The 17,951-nt window shown below is 71.2% G+C and carries 20 protein-coding genes and 1 pseudogene; 11 read left to right on the top strand and 10 right to left on the bottom strand.

Annotated features, from left to right (window positions below; translation table 11 throughout):
* Positions 1-14: 14 nt before the first annotated feature.
* Together purL and VGL30_RS17615 are read right to left on the bottom strand one after the other, a co-directional pair.
* Complete coding sequence (purL, locus tag VGL30_RS17620; protein WP_331541329.1) at positions 15-2,213, bottom strand: phosphoribosylformylglycinamidine synthase subunit PurL; 2,199 nt, start codon at positions 2,211-2,213, stop codon at positions 15-17.
* Positions 2,214-2,273: 60 nt separating this feature from the next.
* Positions 2,274-2,459, bottom strand: a complete 186-nt coding sequence (locus tag VGL30_RS17615; protein ID WP_331541328.1) for a hypothetical protein — start codon at positions 2,457-2,459, stop codon at positions 2,274-2,276.
* Between VGL30_RS17615 and VGL30_RS18885 the strand changes: the two genes are divergently transcribed.
* The gene (locus VGL30_RS18885) at positions 2,394-2,612 is read left to right on the top strand and encodes a hypothetical protein (protein ID WP_414695046.1); all 219 of its coding nucleotides are present in this window, start codon (positions 2,394-2,396) and stop codon (positions 2,610-2,612) included. The genes VGL30_RS17615 and VGL30_RS18885 overlap by 66 nt on opposite strands.
* A 56-nt stretch (positions 2,613-2,668) precedes the next feature.
* Here the strand turns inward: VGL30_RS18885 and VGL30_RS17605 are convergent, their stop codons facing one another.
* Positions 2,669-3,052: a glycine zipper 2TM domain-containing protein gene (locus tag VGL30_RS17605; protein WP_331541325.1), complete on the bottom strand. Its 384-nt coding sequence runs from the start codon at positions 3,050-3,052 to the stop codon at positions 2,669-2,671.
* Between the two features lie 229 nt (positions 3,053-3,281).
* Between VGL30_RS17605 and VGL30_RS17600 the strand changes: the two genes are divergently transcribed.
* Complete coding sequence (locus VGL30_RS17600) at positions 3,282-4,058, top strand: hypothetical protein (protein WP_331541324.1); 777 nt, start codon at positions 3,282-3,284, stop codon at positions 4,056-4,058.
* 84 nt (positions 4,059-4,142) lie between these two features.
* A complete protein-coding gene (locus VGL30_RS17595) occupies positions 4,143-4,586 on the top strand; it encodes a glycine zipper 2TM domain-containing protein (protein WP_331541323.1) in 444 nt (147 codons plus the stop codon).
* Positions 4,587-4,686: 100 nt separating this feature from the next.
* Here VGL30_RS17595 and purQ read toward each other — a convergent pair whose 3' ends face one another.
* The 3 genes from purQ to purC are packed head-to-tail and all read right to left on the bottom strand — an operon-like array spanning position 4,687 to position 6,351.
* Complete coding sequence (gene purQ, locus VGL30_RS17590) at positions 4,687-5,349, bottom strand: phosphoribosylformylglycinamidine synthase subunit PurQ (protein WP_331541322.1); 663 nt, start codon at positions 5,347-5,349, stop codon at positions 4,687-4,689.
* Positions 5,350-5,356: 7 nt separating this feature from the next.
* The gene (gene purS / locus VGL30_RS17585) at positions 5,357-5,596 is read right to left on the bottom strand and encodes a phosphoribosylformylglycinamidine synthase subunit PurS (protein WP_331541321.1); all 240 of its coding nucleotides are present in this window, start codon (positions 5,594-5,596) and stop codon (positions 5,357-5,359) included.
* A complete protein-coding gene (purC, locus tag VGL30_RS17580; RefSeq protein WP_331541320.1) occupies positions 5,596-6,351 on the bottom strand; it encodes a phosphoribosylaminoimidazolesuccinocarboxamide synthase in 756 nt (251 codons plus the stop codon). Before purC ends, purS begins: the two co-directional genes overlap by 1 nt.
* Before the next feature lie 248 nt (positions 6,352-6,599).
* On the opposite strand from purC, the gene VGL30_RS17575 reads away from it, so the two are divergent.
* Positions 6,600-6,923, top strand: a complete 324-nt coding sequence (locus VGL30_RS17575) for a DUF1476 domain-containing protein (RefSeq protein ID WP_331541319.1) — start codon at positions 6,600-6,602, stop codon at positions 6,921-6,923.
* On the opposite strand, the gene purB is transcribed toward VGL30_RS17575, so the two are convergent.
* From purB to VGL30_RS17560, 3 genes are read right to left on the bottom strand one after another with little or no spacing between them, the layout of a single operon-like run.
* Positions 6,920-8,236, bottom strand: coding sequence for an adenylosuccinate lyase (gene purB / locus VGL30_RS17570; protein WP_331541318.1), 1,317 nt, complete (start codon positions 8,234-8,236; stop codon positions 6,920-6,922). The genes VGL30_RS17575 and purB overlap by 4 nt on opposite strands.
* 47 nt (positions 8,237-8,283) lie before the next feature.
* Positions 8,284-9,468, bottom strand: a complete 1,185-nt coding sequence (locus tag VGL30_RS17565) for a cystathionine gamma-synthase (protein WP_331541317.1) — start codon at positions 9,466-9,468, stop codon at positions 8,284-8,286.
* Positions 9,465-10,844 carry a cystathionine beta-synthase gene (locus VGL30_RS17560; RefSeq protein ID WP_331541316.1) on the bottom strand — a complete coding sequence of 460 codons (1,380 nt, stop codon included), beginning with the start codon at positions 10,842-10,844 and terminating at the stop codon, positions 9,465-9,467. Before VGL30_RS17560 ends, VGL30_RS17565 begins: the two co-directional genes overlap by 4 nt.
* A gap of 174 nt (positions 10,845-11,018) precedes the next feature.
* Between VGL30_RS17560 and VGL30_RS17555 the strand changes: the two genes are divergently transcribed.
* Positions 11,019-11,642: a glutathione S-transferase family protein gene (locus VGL30_RS17555; RefSeq protein WP_331541314.1), complete on the top strand. Its 624-nt coding sequence runs from the start codon at positions 11,019-11,021 to the stop codon at positions 11,640-11,642.
* Between the two features lie 30 nt (positions 11,643-11,672).
* On the opposite strand, the gene VGL30_RS17550 is transcribed toward VGL30_RS17555, so the two are convergent.
* Positions 11,673-12,197 (bottom strand): hypothetical protein, encoded by a 525-nt coding sequence (locus tag VGL30_RS17550; RefSeq protein ID WP_331541312.1) that lies wholly within the window; start codon positions 12,195-12,197, stop codon positions 11,673-11,675.
* Between the two features lie 140 nt (positions 12,198-12,337).
* Here VGL30_RS17550 and VGL30_RS17545 point away from each other — a divergent pair, with 140 nt between their 5' ends.
* From VGL30_RS17545 to VGL30_RS17520, 6 genes and pseudogenes are all read left to right on the top strand, one after another.
* Positions 12,338-13,111 (top strand): ABC transporter ATP-binding protein, encoded by a 774-nt coding sequence (locus tag VGL30_RS17545; RefSeq protein WP_331541311.1) that lies wholly within the window; start codon positions 12,338-12,340, stop codon positions 13,109-13,111.
* The gene (locus VGL30_RS17540; protein WP_331541310.1) at positions 13,108-14,661 is read left to right on the top strand and encodes an ABC transporter permease/substrate-binding protein; all 1,554 of its coding nucleotides are present in this window, start codon (positions 13,108-13,110) and stop codon (positions 14,659-14,661) included. The genes VGL30_RS17545 and VGL30_RS17540 overlap by 4 nt, the downstream gene beginning before the upstream one ends.
* A 173-nt stretch (positions 14,662-14,834) precedes the next feature.
* A complete protein-coding gene (gene fliQ, locus VGL30_RS17535; protein ID WP_331541309.1) occupies positions 14,835-15,098 on the top strand; it encodes a flagellar biosynthesis protein FliQ in 264 nt (87 codons plus the stop codon).
* A 26-nt stretch (positions 15,099-15,124) separates the two neighbouring features.
* Complete coding sequence (fliR, locus tag VGL30_RS17530; protein WP_331541308.1) at positions 15,125-15,880, top strand: flagellar biosynthetic protein FliR; 756 nt, start codon at positions 15,125-15,127, stop codon at positions 15,878-15,880.
* A 4-nt stretch (positions 15,881-15,884) separates the two neighbouring features.
* Complete coding sequence (gene flhB, locus VGL30_RS17525) at positions 15,885-16,964, top strand: flagellar biosynthesis protein FlhB (RefSeq protein ID WP_331541307.1); 1,080 nt, start codon at positions 15,885-15,887, stop codon at positions 16,962-16,964.
* 10 nt (positions 16,965-16,974) lie between these two features.
* Positions 16,975-17,951 (top strand): annotated as a pseudogene (locus VGL30_RS17520) (hybrid sensor histidine kinase/response regulator); the annotation flags it as partial.

Genomic DNA, 17,951 nt, shown 5'->3' with positions numbered 1-17,951 from the left:
GGGGAGGGAACGGGTCACCCCATGAACCCCGGCATCCAGCCCTCATGCGCCGCGCGCAGCCGGGCCAGGGGAATGTCGAACAGCCCCGGCGAGGCCAGGCTGTCGCCGCCCGCCGCGCCCACCACGACGGCTGGCGCCCCGGCCGCCGACGCCGCGCCAAGGATCGCCTCGGGGTTGGCCGCGGCCAGCAGGTAGCGGGCCTGGTCCTCGCCGAACAGCGCGGCATGGGCGGGCAGCGTCGCGTCCAGGCGCAGGGTCAGCCCCACCTGCGAGGCCAGCGCCATCTCCGCCGCCGCGGCGATCAGACCACCGTCGGAAAGATCATGTACTACAGTGACTTGACCGGATATTATGAGGCTACGCACCAGGTCGCCGACCCGCCGTTCCTGCGCCAGGTCCACCGGCGGCGGCGCGCCGTCCTCGCGGCCCAGCGCCTCGCGCAGGTACATCGACGCGCCCAGCTCGCCCCGGGTCTCGCCCAGCAGCACCACCGCGTCGCCCGCCTTCAGGCCGGAGAAGCCCGCCCTGCGGCCGTAATCCGCGATCAGCCCCACGGCCCCGACGGTCGGCGTCGGCGGAATGGCCGCGCCGGCGGTCTCGTTGTAGAGCGACACGTTGCCGCTCACCACCGGGAAGTCCAGCGCCCGGCAGGCCTCGGCCATGCCGTCGATGGCGCGCACGATCTGGCCCATGATCTCCGGCCGCTCCGGATTGCCGAAGTTCAGGTTGTCGGTCACCGCGATCGGGTCGGCGCCCACGGCGGTCAGGTTGCGCCAGGCCTCGGCCACCGCCTGCTTGCCGCCCTCGTAGGGGTCGTTCTGTACATAGCGCGGCGTGCAGTCGGAGGTGACCGCCAGCGCCTTCCTTCCCCCGTGCACCCGCACGATCCCGGCGTCCGCCCCGGTGGCGCTGTCGGCCAGGGTGTCGGCCATCACGTGGCGGTCGTACTGCTCCCACAGCCAGCGCTTCGAGGCCATGTCGGGACAGCCCATCAGCGCCAGGATCGCCGCGCCGTAGTCGGCGGGGGCGGGAACCTGGGCGGGGTCCAGCCTGGGCTGCGGCGCGGGCGCGACCCACGGCCGGTCGTACAGCGGCGCGTCGTCGGACAGCGGCCCCAGCGGCAGGTCGCACACCACCTGGCCCCGGTGCTTCAGCACGATGCGGCCGGTGTCGGTGGTGACGCCGATGGTCGCGGCGTCCAGGCCCCACTTCTGGAAGATCCGCTGGCCGTCGGCCTCCCGGCCGGGCTTGAGGATCGCCAGCATCCGTTCCTGGCTCTCCGACAGCATCATCTCATAGGCGCTCATGCCGCTCTCGCGTTGCGGCACGCAGTCCAGGTCGAGCTCGACGCCCACGCCGCCCTTGCCGGCCATCTCCACCGACGACGAGGTCAGCCCCGCCGCCCCCATGTCCTGGATCGCCGCCACCGCGCCCGAGGCCATCAGCTCCAGCGTGGCCTCGATCAGCAGCTTCTCGGCGAACGGGTCGCCCACCTGCACGGTCGGCCGCTTCTCGTCGGAATCCGCGTCGAACTCCGCCGAGGCCATGGTCGCCCCGTGGATGCCGTCGCGACCGGTCTTGGAGCCGAAATAGACCACCGGCAGGCCGGCCGCCGGCGCGGCGGAGTAGAAGATCTTGTCGGCGTCGGCCAGACCGACGCACATGGCGTTGACCAGGATGTTGCCGTCGTAGCCGCGGTGGAAGTTGGTCTCCCCGGCCACCGTCGGCACTCCGACGCAGTTGCCGTAGCCGCCGATGCCGGCCACGACGCCGGCCACCAGCCGCTTGGTCTTCGGATGCGACGGGTCGCCGAACCGCAGGGCGTTCAGCAGCGCCACCGGCCGCGCCCCCATGGTGAACACGTCGCGCATGATGCCGCCCACCCCGGTGGCGGCCCCCTGGTAGGGCTCGATGTACGACGGGTGGTTGTGGCTCTCCATCTTGAAGATGCAGGCCTGACCGTCGCCGATGTCCACCACCCCGGCGTTCTCCCCCGGCCCCTGGATCACCCGCGGCCCCGTGGTGGGAAACTTGGCCAGGTGCTTGCGCGACGACTTGTAGGAGCAGTGCTCCGACCACATCACCGAGAACACCCCCAGCTCCACCAGGTTGGGCTCGCGGTTCAGCCGGCGCACGATCAACTCGTACTCCTCGGGCTTCAGCCCGAACTCGGCGGCGGATTCGGCCAGGGTCTTGGCGGGGAGGGCGCTCATGGGCGGCTTCTTAGCGGGACTCGGGGGGCAAGGGGAGGGGGGCGCATTGAGGAGAATCTCTCACTTGCGGTCCTCGTGAAGGCAGGGCGGGCGGCCGCAGGCTAGGTTCCGGATTTGCCGGAGAAGAAGGTGAAGGCGCTCATCGACACCGGTGCGGGCGGCGATTGCATCGACGACGCCTTGGCCCGGCGCCTGAAGCTGCCGATCCACGACGAAGGCGAAATCAGCGGCGTCGGCGGCCGCCACCGCGCATGGCATCTACACCGCACGCATCTATGTGCCGAAGCTCGACAGGTTGCTGTTTCAGCCCTTCACCGGCGTCAAGCTGCACGAAGGCGAGCAGTGGCGTCGCGTCATCCTCGGCCGCGCGTTCCTCCGCCAGTACAGATTGGCGTATGACGGCCCGAGCGGAGAGGTAGAGATTATCGAGCCGGACGCCCGATAGACCGCCGCCATCAGCACCGCGACTTCCGCGAGATCTCCCGCCCCAGCAGCGCCCCCGTCCCTGCGCCGAGGATGGTCCCCGTCGTCCGGTCGCGGCCGCCGTCGATCTCGCGGCCCAGCAGGGCGCCGGCCGCGCCGCCGATGATCAGGCCGGTGGTTCCACTCGTGCGGCAGTCCCGCCGCGACCCGTAATAGCGCGGGGGCTCGTCGTAGCGCTCGCGGTAATAGCGCGGGCGATCGTCGTAATAGCCCTCGCGATAGCCGTCGTAATGCCGGTGGTGGTGCTTGTAGTGGCCATAGGCGTGGCCGTGGCCTTCGGCCAGGGTGGCGCTCGGCAGGCCCGTCAGGGCCGATGCCGCCAGGGCCGCCGCCATCGTCAGCTTACGCGCAGTCATACGGTCTCTCCGCTACTCGGGCGCCGGCGTTTCCCCGGTGGCGCTACCGCCATGGCGGTCAGGTCGCACGGCGTAGATGGCGTCGGCATGAAGGCGGTTTTCAGGCGAGGTTCATCCGCGTTAACGCGCACGCGACGCCCCAAATGTTCTCTCTTTGTTCTAGACAAACCGCCCCTCCCGCGCTACGGTGGCGCTGGCCGGCGCATCGGCCTGGAGCGCGAGGACGGAGATGGACGCGGACTTCGGGGCCGGGGAGCTCATCACGCCGGATTCAGAGACGCCGGCGTTCCGCACAGGGTCGGGTTTCGACTGGGGCGAGAGCCGCTACACCGAGGCGATGGGCCGGGAGATCGTGCGCCGCCTGGCGGCCGGGGAGGCGCTCACCACCATCTGCCGCGACCCGGCCATCCCCTCGGCGCCCACCATCTACAAATGGGCCCAGCTGCACCCCGAGTTCGGCGAGGCCAAGCTGGCGGCCCAGGCGCAGGCGCGGCGCCGCGAGACGAGGGCGCGGGCGCGCAAGCTCAAGAAGACCCTCGCCCGCCTGGCCGAGCGCGGCCGCGCCAGCCCGGGCCCGCCCGCCGCCTATTCCGACGTCCTGGCCGAGGTGATCTGCCGCCGGCTGGCCTTCGGCGAGGCCATGGTCGACATCTGCCGCGACGCCGACATGCCGTGCCCGGTGACGGTCTACGCCTGGATGCGCCGGATGCCGGCCTTCGCCCACATGGTCGGCCTCGCCCGCCAGCACCAGGCCGAGCTGAAGTTCGACCTGGCCTGGAAGCTGGCCGTGGAGGCCTCGCCCGGCGACGTCGAGGTCGCCCGCCTGCGCATCCAGACCCTGCGCTGGCAGGCCGCCCGCCTGGCGCCGCGCGTCTACGCCCCCCAGGCGCCCCTGCCGCCGGCCGACCTGGTGGCGCAGATCCGCCGGGAGGGCCCGGACGGCTACGCCGCCCGGCAAAACCCCGACCTGGCCGCCCTCAGCGAGGGCGAGGGGGACTGGGATTGAGGATGTCGCGTCCTTCTCCCTTCCTCCTGGAGGGAGAAGGGGAAGCCCGATGAACCGCCATGCTAAGGCCACAACCTCCGGGCAATGGCGCTCGACGCGCCACCGTCTGGGGACTTCCGCATGCGCAAACATCTTCTCGCCGCGACGCTCGCCGCGATCACGATCCCGGCTTTCCCGGCGCTGGCCGATCCACCGCCCTGGGCGCCGGCTCACGGGCGGCGCGCGCATGACGCGGAGCGCTACGACCAGGAGCGGCATTACGACCGGGACGTCTATGACCGGCGGGGCCGCTACGTTGAGCCCCGGCGGATCGGCGGTGAGGAACGCGTCTGGCGCGGACGCGACGGCCATTACTACTGCCGTCGCAGCAACGGCACGACCGGCCTGGTCATCGGCGCGGCGGCCGGCGCCCTGGTCGGCCGCGAGCTTGACGGCGGGCGGGACCGCACGGCCGGCACGCTGCTCGGCGCCGTCGGCGGTGGGCTCCTGGGACGCGAGATCGATCGCGGCAACGCCCGCTGCCGCTGAGCCGGCGGCCGTCCCGCTTCAAGTCCACGGCCCTGTCCGCTGTTTAAGGCCCCTGGAAACCGCTTACGATGTGCGCCCCTGTAAGCGGTTTGCGCCCGCCCTAGGCGCTGGCCAGCGCGCTGCGGAACAGGATCGCCCCGTCGTCCGAGCCCAGGTCTTCGTCGAACGCCCGGTCGGGGTGGGGCATCAGGCCCAGCACGTTGCCGCGGTCGTTGACGATGCCGGCGATGGCGCGGGCCGAGCCGTTGGGGTTGTCGCGGTAGCGGAACACCACCTGGCCCTCGCCCTCCAGCCGGTCGAGCAGGGGCCCGTCGGCGAAGAAGTTCCCCTCACCGTTGCCGACGGTCATCACCGCCTCGCGCCGGCCCTCGAAGCCGGCGGTGAAGCGGGTCTGGGCGTTGACCACGTCCAGCGCCACGCTCTTGCAGACGTACTTCAGCTGCGCGTTGCGCAAGAGGGCGCCCGGCAGCATCTTGGCCTCGCAGAGGATCTGGAAGCCGTTGCAGATGCCCACGGTGGCCACGCCGCGCAGGGCGGCGGCGCGCACCTCGGCCATCACCGGCGACAGCGCCGCCATGGCGCCGCAGCGCAGGTAGTCGCCGTAGGAGAAGCCGCCCGGCAGGACGATCAGGTCGAGGCCGGCGGGCAGGGCGGTCTCGCCGTGCCAGACCATCTCCACCGAGGCCCCGGTGGAGCGTTCGATGGCGACCTTGCAGTCGCGGTCGCAGTTGGAGCCGGGGAAGACGACGACGGCGGCTTTCATGCGGCCCTCACGCCAGCTCCACCCGGTAGCTTTCGATCACCGTGTTGGCCAGCAGCTTCTCGCACATGGCCTTCACCTCGGCCTCGGCGGCGGCCCGGTCGGCGGCGGCCAGGTCGAACTCGATGGTCTTGCCCACGCGCACGTCGGCCACCCCGCCCCAGCCCAGGCCGTGCAGCGCGTGCTCCACGGCCTTGCCCTGGACGTCGAGGACCCCGGGTTTCAGGAACACCTGGACTTTGGCGCGCACTAGTGGAGGCCCCCCTGGATCACGGTGGGCATCTCCTTCATGATTCCCAGCCGGCGGGCCACCTCGGCGTAGCTCTCGATCACGTCGCCCAGGTCGCGGCGGAAGCGGTCCTTGTCCATCTTCTCGTTGGTGGTGGAATCCCACAGGCGGCAGCTGTCCGGGCTGATCTCGTCGGCCAGGATCACCCGGCTGAAGTCGTTCTCCCACACCCGGCCGTACTCGATCTTGAAGTCCACCAGCGTGATGCCGACGGCGCCGAACATGCCGGTGAGGAAGTCGTTCACCCTCAGCGTCAGGGCCATCATGTCGTCGATCTCCTGGGTGGAGGCCCAGTTGAAGGCGGTGATGTGCTCCTCGGAGACCATCGGGTCGGAAAGCTTGTCGTCCTTCAGGTAGAACTCGATGATCGAGCGCGGCAGGGCCTGGCCCTCCGGCAGGCCGAAGCGCTTGGACAGGCTGCCGGCCGCGACGTTGCGGCAGACCACCTCCAGCGGGATGATCTCCACCTCGCGGATCAGCTGCTCGCGCAGGTTCATCCGCTTGATGAAGTGGTTCTGCACCCCGATCGTGTTCAGCCGCGTCATGATGTATTCGCTGATGCGGTTGTTGATGACGCCCTTGCCCTCCAGCACGGCCTTCTTCTGGCCGTCGAAGGCGGTGGCGTCGTCCTTGAAGTACTGGATCAAGGTGCCGGGCTCAGGACCCTCGAACAGGATCTTGGCCTTGCCCTCGTAGATTTTCTTCCGGCGGGTCATGTCGCAGCCTTCTCCGCGGGCGAGGGTTGACCGGTCTCGGAAAACAAAAAGCGCGCGCGTGGGCAAGGTCGCGCGCGCGGGGGTCCGAGTCGGCCTCTCGCACCAATCGAGGCGGCGTGAAAATTAGCCGAACAGAGGCCCGCGCGCAAACGAAGGCGGTGGGCGCCGGGCGGGCCGGCCGCGTTTCGATTGCGAAGGCCGCGCGCGAAGGATATGCAACGCCGTCCTTTCCGCTGACCGGGGATCACATGACGACCTTCAACGATCGTGAGCAGGGCTTCGAGAGGAAGTTCGCGCTCGATCAGGAACAGGAATTCAAGGCCAACGCCCGGCGCAACCGTGTCCTGGGCGAATGGGCCGCCGGTCTGATGGGCCTGGAAGGCCAGCATGTGTCCGACTACGCCAAGGCGGTGGTCAAGTCCGACTTCGAGCTGCCCGGCGACGACGACGTGCTGCGCAAGGTGTTCGAGGACCTGAAGGGGTCCGGCGTGCAGGTCAGCGAAGGCGACGTGCGCATGAAGATGGCCGAGCTGCTGGCCCAGGCCCGCGAGAGCGTCCGCGCCGGCAACTAGGGCTGCGCCGCCTCTCCGAACACCCGGGCGAAAATCCGGTCGACGTTCTTGAAGTGGTAGCCGAGGTCGAACAGCTCACCGAGCTCGGCGTCGGTGAGATGCGGCCGCACGTCCGGGTCGGCCTTGAGGAGGTCGAGGAAGTTGCCCTCGCCGCGCCAGACCCGCATGGCGTTGCGCTGGACCGCGGCGTAGGCGGTCTCGCGGTCGACGCCCTTCTGGGTCAGGGCCAGCAGCACCCGCTGGGAGTGCACCAGCCCGCCCAGGCGGTCGAGGTTCTTGAGCATGTTCTCCGGATAGACCAGCAGGCGCTCCACCACCCCGGCCAGCCGGCGCAGGGCGAAGTCCAGGTGGATGGTCGCGTCCGGGCCAATGCCGCGCTCCACCGAGGAGTGGCTGATGTCGCGCTCGTGCCAGAGGGCGACGTTCTCCAGCGCCGGCGCCACCGCCGAGCGGACCAGGCGGGCGAGGCCGGTGAGGTTCTCGGTGAGGATCGGGTTGCGCTTGTGCGGCATGGCGCTGGAGCCCTTCTGCCCCTTGTCGAAGGCCTCCTCGGCCTCCAGCACCTCGGTGCGCTGCAGGTGGCGGATCTCGGTGGCCAGCCGCTCGATGGAGGCGGCGACCACGGCCAGCGCCGCGAAGTAGGCGGCGTGCCGGTCGCGGGGGATCACCTGGGTGGAGATCGGCTCGACGGCCAGGCCCATCTTCTCGGCCACGTGGGCCTCCACCTCCGGGGCGACGTTGGCGAAGGTGCCGACGGCGCCGGAGATGGCGCAGGTGGCCACCTCGAACCTGGCCCTGGCCAGCCGCTCCTTGGCCCGCTGGAACTCGGCGTAGTGGCCGGCGAGCTTCAGGCCGAAGGTGGTGGGCTCGGCGTGGATGCCGTGGCTGCGGCCGACGGTGGGGGTCAGCTTGTGCTCGAAGGCCCGCCGCTGGAGCGCCGCCAGCACCAGGTCCACGTCCTCGATCAGGAGGTCGGCGGACCGCGAGAGCTGGACGGCCAGGGCCGTGTCGTTGACGTCGGAGGAGGTCATGCCCTGGTGCAGGAAGCGCGCCTCGGGGCCGACCAGCTCGGTGACGTGGGTCAGGAAGGCGATGACGTCGTGCTTCACCTCCCGCTCGATCTCGTCGATGCGATCGACGTCGAAGATCACGCCGGAGCCGCGCTCCCAGATCGCCTGGGCCGCCAGCTTGGGGATCACGCCCAGCTCGGCCATCGCGTCGGCGGCGTGGGCCTCGATCTCGAACATAATGCGGAAGCGGGTCTGCGGCGACCAGATCGCGGCGGCCTCGGGCCGGGCGTAGCGGGGGATCATGCGTGGGCTCCTTGGCGGGGCGCTGATGGAAGCCGGGGCCCTGGATGTCAAGCCGCGGGCGGCGGCCAGGCCATCGCCTGGTCCAGGTCGGCAATCAGGTCGCCAGCGTCCTCGATCCCGACGGACAGGCGCACGAGGCCGTCGGCGATGCCGCGCTCGGCGCGGTCGGCGGGGGGAATGGAGGCGTGGGTCATGATCGCCGGGTGCTCGATCAGGCTCTCCACCCCGCCCAGGCTCTCGGCCAGGGTGAACAGCCGGGTGCGCTCCAGGACGCGGCGGGCGCCCGCCAGGTCGCGGTCGAGGACGACGGCGACCATGCCGCCGAAGCCCTGCATCTGGCGCTGGGCCAGGGCGTGCTGCGGGTGGCTGGGCAGGCCCGGGTAGATCACCTGCCGTACGTCGGACCGGGCCTCGAGCCAGCGGGCGACGGCCAGCGCGCTCTCGCAGTGGCGGGCCATGCGCAGCGCCAGGGTCTTCAGGCCGCGGTGGGCCAGGAAGGCGTCGAAGGGGGAGGCCACGGCCCCGACGGCGTTCTGCAGGAAGCCCAGGCGCTCGGCGAGGTCGGGGTTGTCGCCCACCACCAGGCAGCCGCCTACCAGGTCGGAGTGGCCGGCCAGATACTTGGTGGTCGAGTGCATCACCACGTCGAAGCCGAACGATATCGGCCGCTGGACGAAGGGGCTGGCGAACGTATTGTCGGCCGCCGCGATCAGCCCGCGCTGCTTGGCGAAGGCGGCGATGGCGGCGAGGTCGGCCAGCTTCAGCAGCGGATTGGTGGGGGTCTCCACCCAGATCATCCGCGTGCGCGGGGTGACCGCCGCAGCCAGGGCGTCCAGGTCGCTGAGGTCCACGAAGCTGAAGTCGAGGCCGGCCGAGCGGCGGCGGACCCGCTCGAACAGCCGGTAGGAGCCGCCGTAGAGGTCGTGGCTGGCGATGACGTGGTCGCCGCTGTCCAAGGCTTCCAGCAGGGTGGCGATGGCCGCCAGGCCGGAGGCGAAGGCGTACCCGCGGGTCCCGTCCTCCAGGTCGGCTATGGCGCGCTCGAAGGCGAAGCGCGTGGGGTTCTGGCTGCGCGAGTATTCGAAGCCCTGGTGCACCCCGGGACTGGACTGGGCGTAGGTGGAGGTGGCGTAGATCGGGGTGATCACCGCACCCGTGGACGGGTCCGGCGCCTGGCCGGCATGGATGGCCCGGGTGGCGAAGCCCAGGCGGTTGCGGCCCTCGCCCGTCACGTCCGGCGCCTCAGGTAGTTGATCAGGTCGATGCGGGTGATCAGGCCCAGGAACTCGCGGCCGTCCATGACGATGGCCACCTGGTCGCGGGCGAAGAGCGGCAGCAGCGCCTCCAGCGGCTCACGCGCCTGCAGGGTGTTGAGGCGAGCGGTCATGGCGGTGCTGGCGGGACGGGCGAAGCGGCTGGCCGCCGTGCCGTCCTCGACGGCCTGCAGCAGGTCGCTCTCGTCGATCAGGCCGATCAGCCGGCCATCGTCGAGCACCGGCAACTGGGAGACGTCGGCCTGGCGCATGCGGTTGTAGGCGGTGAGCAGGGTGTCGCCGGGGCCGACGGTGACCGCGCCCGCCCCGCCGGCGATCAGGTCGCGCAGGTCGCCGTGCAGCGGCCGGTCGGCCAGGCCCTGATCGGCGAGCCAGGCGTCGTTATAGACCTTGGAGAGGTACTTCGAGCCGGTGTCGCACACCAGGGTGACGACCCGCTTCGGCTCCGTCTGCTCGCGGCAGTAGCGCAGGGCCGCGGCGAGCAGGGTGCCGGAAGAGGAGCCGCCCAGCACGCCGGCCTTGGTCAGCAGCAGGCGGGCGGCCTCGATGCTCTCGCGGTCAGGGATCTCATAGGCCTGGGCGACCAGGGAAAGGTCGCAGTTCTTCGGCACGAAATCCTCGCCGATGCCCTCCACCAGCCAGGAGCCGGCCTCGACCTTCTCGCCGCGGACCAGCGGGGCCAGCACCGAACCTACCGGATCGGCGAGTATCATCTTCGTCCGGGGCGAAGCCTTGGCGAAACAGCGGCCGAGGCCGGTGAGGGTGCCGCCGGAGCCCACGCCCACCACCACGGCGTCGAGGTCGCCCTCCATCTGCTCCAGGATTTCCGGGCCGGTGGTGGTTTCGTGGGCCAGGGGATTGGCCGGGTTCTCGAACTGGTTGACGTAGACCGCGCCGGGGATCTCGGCGGCCAGGCGCTGGGCCATGTCCTGGTAGTATTCGGGGTGGCCCTTGCCGACGTCGGAGCGGGTGAGGCGGACGTCGACGCCCGTGGCCCGCAGGTGCTGGATCTTCTCGCGGGCCATCTTGTCGGGGACGACGAGCAGGATGCGGTAGCCCTTCAGCACGCCCACCTGCGCCAGGCCCAGGCCGGTGTTGCCGGCGGTGGCCTCGACGATGGTCCCGCCGGGGCCGAGGCTGCCGTCGGCCTCGGCGGCCTCGATCATCGAGCGGGCGATACGGTCCTTGATGGAGCCGCCGGGATTGGCGCTCTCCAGCTTCACGAACAGCCGGCAGGGGCCGGCGTCGAAGCCGGTGAGCTCGAGCATCGGGGTGCGGCCGATCAGGTCGAGGGCCGAGCGGGCCGGGGGGCCGAGGGGCGGGGCTTGGGTCATGGTCCCAGCATAACGCCGCCCGAAGCGATGAGGTTAAGGAAGAAGATCAGCAATGTTCCGGCGCGGCGCGGGCTGGAGCGGCCGCCGGCTTGCGATTAAGTCTGCGCGCCGCGGGTCCCGACGGCGCGGCTGTGCGTTGAGGCGGGACGAGGTTTTCTGCAAGGAGCGGGCGCCATGGAAATCGTGGTCGGCACCAAGGCGTGGTCCAGCTGGTCGTTGCGGCCGTGGCTGGCGCTCAAGCGGACGGGGGCGCCGTTCAGCGAGACGGTGATCCAGCTGCGCCAGGAGAACGGCATGACCGCGGTGGCGATCCTGCCGCATTCGCCGTCGGGCATGGTGCCGGCGCTGAAGGACGGAGACCTGGTGCTGTGGGACTCGTTGGCGATCTGCGAGCACCTGGCCGAGCGGTTTCCGGAAGCGAAGCTGTGGCCGCGGGACGCGGAGCGCCGGGCGCTGGGGCGGGCGGCGGCGGCCGAGATGCATTCCGGTTTCGCCTCCTTGCGCGGGGAGTGCCCGATGGCGCTCGACCAGGCCCCCCACGTGGCGGAGCTGTCGCCGGCGACTCAGACAGATATACGAAGGATTTCAGTTCTATGGAACGACCTTCTGCGGCAGTTCGGAGGCCCGTTCCTGCTGGGAGAATGGTCGATCGCCGACGCCTTCTACACGCCGGTGGCCTCGCGGTTCCGGACCTATGGGGTGCACCTGAGCGACTATGGGGACGCCGGGCCCGCGGGCGAGTACGGCACGCGGCTCCTGGACACGCCGGAGTTCAAGGCGTGGGCGGCGGACGCCTAGAACGGCGACGCCATGACCGCGGCCGGGGCCCTATTGGATCGGCTTGGCCTCAGCCAGCGGGGCGTAGGCGAAGGCGCGGGCGGCGGCGTTCCAGTTGACCGGTCGCGAACAGAATTTCCAGTCGCTGAACGGGATGTTGGCCCCTCGCTGGCCGCATTCGGAGCCGGCGGTGTCGAGCCACAGGCGGGCCTTGCCGGCGGCCGTGACGATCTTCGCGCCGTAGGTGGTGTTGTCGTAGGCCCGGCGGGCCGCGCCGCCGGGGCCGCCCACGAACACCGAGAGGCCGGCGCCGCTCTGGCCCGCGCCCATGGCCGAGGCCGCGCCGTCGCAATTGTAGACGTTGAGGTCGACCACGTAGTCGGCCAGGCCGTCGCCGGTCAGGTCGGCGCTCTGCACCAGGCCGGGCATGGACCCGGGCCGGCCGCCGTAGCCGCGGCACTCCTTGTCGAGCTCGCTCAAGTGCGCGCGCACCGCGGGGGGCGGCGGGGCGGGCGCGGCGGCGGCGGGGGCCGCGGCGGCTGCGGCGAGGAGCGGGGCGAGGAAGGTGCGGCGCATGGGCGGGTCCCGACGAGATGAGCAGCGGACAGCTTAGCTGCGGCGGCATCTGCAGGACAACGGCGGACAGGCGCCGGGGGACGCCGGGATTGGACGGCGCAACCGTTCGCCGTCGCCGTCGCCCGTGCTAGGCCTGTCGCATGGCTAGGCCCGTCATCGAACTTGCAGGGATCGACAAGCGCTACGGCGACTGCGCCGCGCTGGCGGGCGTGTCGCTGTCGGTGGCCGCGGGCGAGTTCGTGGCGCTGGTGGGCGGGTCGGGGTCGGGGAAGACGACGCTGCTCAAGATCGTCAACGGGCTGGCGACGCCGGACGCAGGGAGCGTGCGGGCGGCGGGCGAGGCGGCGGGGCCGCAGGGCGGTTCGGCGCTGCGTCGGCGGATCGGCTATGTTTTCCAGGAGATCGGGCTCTTTCCGCACATGACGGTGGCGGAGAACATCGGCGTGACGCCGCGGCTGCTGGGCTGGGATGCGGGCCGGATCGCCGCGCGGGTGGACGAACTCCTGGACCTCGTCGCCCTGCCGCGGGATGTCGGGGCCCGCGCGCCGGCCGCGCTCTCCGGCGGGCAGCGGCAGCGGGTAGGAGTGGCCCGCGCGCTGGCGGCGCAGCCCGCCCTGATGCTGATGGACGAACCGTTCGGGGCGCTCGACCCCCTGACCCGCGACGCGCTCGGCGCCGACTACCGGGCGCTGCACGAGCGGCTGGGCCTGACCACGGTGATGGTCACCCACGACATGGCCGAGGCGGTGCTGCTGGCCGACCGGATCGTGGTGCTGAAGGCCGGCAGGATCGTGGCCGACGGGCCGCCGGCCGAGCTGGCGGCGCAGGCCGACGATCCCGACGTCCGCGCCCTGCTGGACGCCCCGCGGCGGCAGGCGGAGCGGCTGCGGGCGCGGCTGGAGGCCGGGGCTTGAACGGGCGGTGGGCGGCGGCCTGGGCGCTCCTGCCGGACTACCTGGGCTGGCACGTGCTGCTCAGCGCCTGCGCCCTGGCGCTGGGCGCCGCGATCAGCCTGCCGCTGGCGGTGGCGGCCGCCCGCAGCCCGCGGCTGCGCTGGCCGGTGCTGGCGGCGGCCAGCTTGATCCAGACCATCCCCAGCCTCGCGCTGCTGGCGCTGTTCTACCCGCTGCTGCTGGCGCTCTCGGCGGCGAGCCGCAGCCTGTTCGGCCAAGGCTTTCCGGCGCTGGGCTTCTTGCCCTCGCTGCTGGCGCTGACGCTCTATTCGATGCTGCCGATGCTGCGGAACGGTGCGGCCGGGATCCTGGGCGTCGACCGCGCGGTGCTGGAGGCGGCGGACGGGGTGGGGATGACGCCCCGCCAGCGGCTGCTCCAGGTGGAGCTGCCGCTGGCCGCGCCGGTGATCATGGCCGGGGTGCGGACCGCGGCGGTCTGGACCATCGGGGCCGCCACGCTGTCGACGCCGGTCGGGCAGACCAGCCTCGGCAACTACATCTTCGCCGGGCTGCAGACGGAGAACTGGGTCTATGTGCTGTTCGGCTGCGCGGCCTCGGCGGTGCTGGCGATGGCGGCCGACCAGTTGCTGGGGTTGATCGAACAGGGCGCGGCCCGCCGCAGCCGCGGCCGAATCCTGGCCGGCGTCGCGGGCCTGGCGCTGGGCGCAGCCGCGGCCCTGGCGCCGCTGGCGACGGTGGGGCAGGGGGCGACGACCTATGTGATCGGGGCCAAGAACTTCTCCGAACAGTACATCCTGGCCGAGGTGATGGCCGGCAAGCTGGAGGCGGCGCACGCGCGGGTGACGCGCAAGGAGGACCTGGGTTCGGCGGTGGCCTACCGGGCGCTGGCCGCTGGGGAGCTCGACGCCTACGTCGACTATTCCGGAACGCTCTGGACCAACGTGCTGAAGCGGCGGGACAATCCCGGCCGCGCGGCGGTGCTGGCCGAGCTCACCGACGCGCTGCGCAAGCGCGACGGGGTGCTGGTGCTGGGGTCGCTCGGGTTCGAGAACGCCTATGTACTGGCCATGCGCGAGGACCGGGCCCGGGCGCTGGGCGCCGCCAGCCTGGAGGACCTGGCGGCCCACGCGCCGGAGCTGACCCTGGGGGCGGATCTCGAGTTCCTGTCGCGGCCGGAATGGAAAGCCGTGGACCGGGCGTACCGGCTGAACTTCAAGGCCCGGCGGTCGTACCAGCCCACCTTCATGTACCGGGCCCTGGCCCACGGGCAGGTCGATGTGATCTCGGCCTTCTCCTCGGACGGCCGAATCGCTGCGGACCGGCTGACGATGCTCGCCGACCCGAAGGGCGCGATCCCACCTTACGACGCGGTGATCCTGATTTCGCCGAAGCGCGCGCGCGACGCGCGGCTGATCGGCGCGCTCAGGCCGCTGGTGGGCCGCATCCCCGTAGCGGCGATGCAGGCGGCCAACGGCAGCGTCGACCGCGACCAGGACAAGCTGGCCCCGGCCGAGGCGGCGCGGGCGCTGGAGGCGCAGCTGGGATTGTGAACTCTTTCCTCCCCTGTCGCGAAGAGGGCGGGGGAGGAGAGAGCCCGAATCGGGGAAATCCTTAATTTCCAGCGGTCAAGGGGAACAAAAGTAGTGAAGCGTTAACCATATTCGCGGAAAGCTCGGTTCTCGTTCCGTACCGCGTACAGCGGCGCTTTTTCCGCGAGGTCCCGATGACCGGAGCTGAAGTCCTCGATGTCGGCCGCGACGCCATCTGGCTCACCATCCAGCTGTCCGCCCCGGTGCTGATCGTGGGCCTGGTAGTGGGGGTGGGCGTCGGCCTGCTGCAGGCCCTGACCCAGATCCAGGAGGCCACCCTGGTCTATGCGCCGAAGATCGTGGCGATCTTCATTTCCCTGCTGCTCTTCCTGCCGCTGATGGGCGCGCTGATGAGCGGCTTCATGCACCAGATCGCCGCGCGCATCTCGGCGATGTAGCGGCGCGCCAGAAGGCGCTCCCACCGATGAACTCCTACGCCACCGCGCAACAGGTCTTCGCCGCCGGGCTGATCTTTTCCCGGCTGGGCGGGCTCCTGATGCTGATTCCCGGGATCGGAGAGCAGGTGGTGCCGGCGCGCATCCGCCTGTCCTTCGCCTTCCTGATGACCCTGATGCTGTTCCCGGTGCTGGCCGGCGGCCTGCCAGCGCTGCCGGCGACGGTGGGCGGCCTGGCCCTGGCGGTGATCCAGGAACTGGTGATCGGGCTGATGATCGGGGCGATCCTCCGGATGTTCCTGTCCTCGATGGCCAGCGCCGGCGAGATCATCTCGCTGCAGACCACGCTCTCCTTCGCCCAGACGGCGGCGCCCGGCCAGGCGCAGCCCTCCACCAGCGTCTCGACCTTCCTGGGCCTGATGGCGGTGGTGCTGATCATGACCACCGACCTGCACCACATGTTCCTGGCCGCGATCGTGCACTCCTACGCCCTGTTCCCGGTGGGGCGCCACGTACCGACCGGCGACGCGGGCCAGCTCGCCGTCCGGACGCTGGGCAAGTCCTTCGCGCTCGGCCTGCAGCTCTCGGCGCCGGTGGTGGTGTTCTCGCTGATCTTCAACATCGCCACCGGCCTGGTGGGCCGGGCGATGCCGCAGTTCCAGGTGTTCTTCGTGGCGACGCCGCTGATCGTGCTCATGGGCCTGTCGCTGTTCGCGCTGAGCCTCGGGACCATCGGCATGGTCTGGCTCGACCACTACCGCGACCTCGTCGCGAACTTCCTGTAGCGCCATGGCCGACAACGACGCCGCCTCCCGCACAGAAGAGCCCACACCGCGCAAGCTGCAGCAGGCGCGGGAGAAGGGCGACGTCGTCAAGACCCCGGACCTGGCGCCGCTGGCCTCCCTGACGGCGGCCGCGGCGGTGCTGGCCATCGGCGGCGGCTATCTGACGCGCCATCTCGCCGTGGCGCTGTTGCCGTTCATCGCCCATCCGGACGAGATGTCGATGCGCGGCCTGGGCGGGGTGAACGTCACCCGCCAGGCGCTGCTGGCGGCCGCGCCGGTGATGGGGGCGGTGATGCTGGCGGCCGCTGCGGCCGGGGTGGCGGGCAACCTGGTGCAGCACGGGCTGCTGTTCACGCCGGGCAAGCTGGCGCCCGACGTCTCGCGCCTGTCGCCGGCGGCGGGGCTGAAGCGGCTGTTCGGCCTCGACGGCCTGATGCAGTTCGTGAAGTCGGCCGCCAAGCTGGGGCTGGTGGCGGCGATAGCCTGGTGGGCGCTGAAGCCCCACGCCCATGAGCTGCAGCAGCTGACCCTGCTCGACCCGGCGGCCATGCTGCCGTTCAGCGCCGAGATCCTGCGCCGGCTGGTGTTCGCCGTGGCCGGCGTGCTGCTGGTCATCGCCGGCGTCGACTGGTTCTGGCAGCGCCAGCGGTTCATGGCCCGCATGCGGATGTCCAAGGAGGAGCTGAAGGAGGACTTCAAGCAGTCCGAAGGCGACCCCCATGTCCGCGCCCGCCAGAAGCAGATCCGCAACGAGCGCGCCCGCCGCCGGATGATCCAGGCGGTGCCCACCGCCACGGTGGTGGTGATGAACCCCACCCACTTCGCCGTGGCGCTGAAGTACGACGCCACGGAGACCCCCGCGCCGATGTGCGTCGCCAAGGGTGTCGACAGCCTGGCCCTGAAGATCCGCGAGGTGGCCGAGGCCGCCGGGGTGCCGGTGATCGAGGACCCGCCGCTCGCCCGCTCGCTCTATGCCGCCGTCGACGTGGACGAGGTGATTCCCCAGAAGCATTACGAAGCCGTCGCCCGGGTCATCGGCTTCATCCTCAACGCCGGCCGTCGTGCGGCGGCCAAGTCATTGTGAGAGTATGATCATGCGTGATTCGCAGGCCGCGTCGGCCCGAACCCCCAAGGAGCTCCGCGGCATCGCCATGGCCCAGGCGCCGATCAGCGAGGCCCCCCGCGCGCGGTTCGATCCGCTGACGGCGATCGCCGTGCTGTTCTTCCTGCTGGCCCTGGGCTGCGCCGCGGCGCCGGCGATCAACGCGGGGCCGGCCACGGTGGCGGGCCTGCTGCTGCTGGCGGGGCTGGCGGGCGTCGCCTGCCTGGCGCTGGTGGTGGTGCGCGGCTCGGCCGACGTTTCCGTCGACAACGAGCCTGGGCCGGACCGGCTGGTGGAGGCGCTGCCGGAGCCGGCCGCCATCGCCGCCGCCGACGGACGCATCCACGCGGCCAACGCCTCCTGGCGCGACGTGGTGGGCCAGGCCCTGCGCCTGCCCAAGAACGGACCCTCCGCGGCCAGCCTGTTCGCCGCGCTCTCCAGCGCGCGCAAGGGCGAGGCCGGCCGCGCCTCGATCCGTTCGAACGGCGCCGAGCACGAGGCGGTGGTCTCGCCGATCGGCGCGCGCCGCTTCCTGATCCGCCTGGCCGGCGCGCCTGCCGAGCATCTGGCGCTGCCCAAGGGCGCGATGGACGTGCTCGCCGCCTTCAGCACCGCCACCCCGCCGCCGCCGAAGGTGCTGGACGCCTTCGCCGCGGCCTCGCCGTTCGGCGCGGCGCTGCTGGAGGGCGAGGACCCCTTCGAATCGAAGATCGTCGAGGCCAATCCCGCGCTGAAGGCCGTGGCCGGCGGTGGCGAGAAGGGCCAGGTGTTCGGCGAGCTGATCGACCCCGCCAGCCGCGCCGACGCCTCCCAGAAGCTAAGCGCTGGGGCCGGCGCCGCGGCGCCGGTCGAGGTGCGACTGGCCTACGATCCGAGCCGCATCGCGCATCTGTACCTCTCCAAGAGCGACGGCCGGTGGGTGGCTTATCTGGTCGACGTCTCCGAGCAGAAGCAGATCGAGCTGCAGCT

Source organism: Phenylobacterium sp. (genome assembly GCF_036502675.1).
Classification (GTDB): domain Bacteria; phylum Pseudomonadota; class Alphaproteobacteria; order Caulobacterales; family Caulobacteraceae; genus Phenylobacterium.
The sequence above is the reverse complement of the archived record's forward strand: the minus strand, read 5'-3'. Positions and strand labels throughout refer to the sequence as shown.

Coding starts and splice junctions, on each gene's coding strand:
- purC (WP_331541320.1), bottom strand. CDS start 6,351: ATGACCCGCCGGAAGAAAATCTACGAGGGCAAGGCCAAGATCCTGTTC.
- VGL30_RS17575 (WP_331541319.1), top strand. CDS start 6,600: ATGACGACCTTCAACGATCGTGAGCAGGGCTTCGAGAGGAAGTTCGCG.
- VGL30_RS17600 (WP_331541324.1), top strand. CDS start 3,282: ATGGACGCGGACTTCGGGGCCGGGGAGCTCATCACGCCGGATTCAGAG.
- VGL30_RS17595 (WP_331541323.1), top strand. CDS start 4,143: ATGGCGCTCGACGCGCCACCGTCTGGGGACTTCCGCATGCGCAAACAT.
- fliR (WP_331541308.1), top strand. CDS start 15,125: ATGAACTCCTACGCCACCGCGCAACAGGTCTTCGCCGCCGGGCTGATC.
- VGL30_RS17605 (WP_331541325.1), bottom strand. CDS start 3,052: ATGACTGCGCGTAAGCTGACGATGGCGGCGGCCCTGGCGGCATCGGCC.
- VGL30_RS17545 (WP_331541311.1), top strand. CDS start 12,338: ATGGCTAGGCCCGTCATCGAACTTGCAGGGATCGACAAGCGCTACGGC.
- purB (WP_331541318.1), bottom strand. CDS start 8,236: ATGATCCCCCGCTACGCCCGGCCCGAGGCCGCCGCGATCTGGTCGCCG.
- purQ (WP_331541322.1), bottom strand. CDS start 5,349: ATGAAAGCCGCCGTCGTCGTCTTCCCCGGCTCCAACTGCGACCGCGAC.
- flhB (WP_331541307.1), top strand. CDS start 15,885: ATGGCCGACAACGACGCCGCCTCCCGCACAGAAGAGCCCACACCGCGC.
- fliQ (WP_331541309.1), top strand. CDS start 14,835: ATGACCGGAGCTGAAGTCCTCGATGTCGGCCGCGACGCCATCTGGCTC.
- VGL30_RS17560 (WP_331541316.1), bottom strand. CDS start 10,844: ATGACCCAAGCCCCGCCCCTCGGCCCCCCGGCCCGCTCGGCCCTCGAC.
- VGL30_RS17555 (WP_331541314.1), top strand. CDS start 11,019: ATGGAAATCGTGGTCGGCACCAAGGCGTGGTCCAGCTGGTCGTTGCGG.
- purL (WP_331541329.1), bottom strand. CDS start 2,213: ATGAGCGCCCTCCCCGCCAAGACCCTGGCCGAATCCGCCGCCGAGTTC.
- VGL30_RS17550 (WP_331541312.1), bottom strand. CDS start 12,197: ATGCGCCGCACCTTCCTCGCCCCGCTCCTCGCCGCAGCCGCCGCGGCC.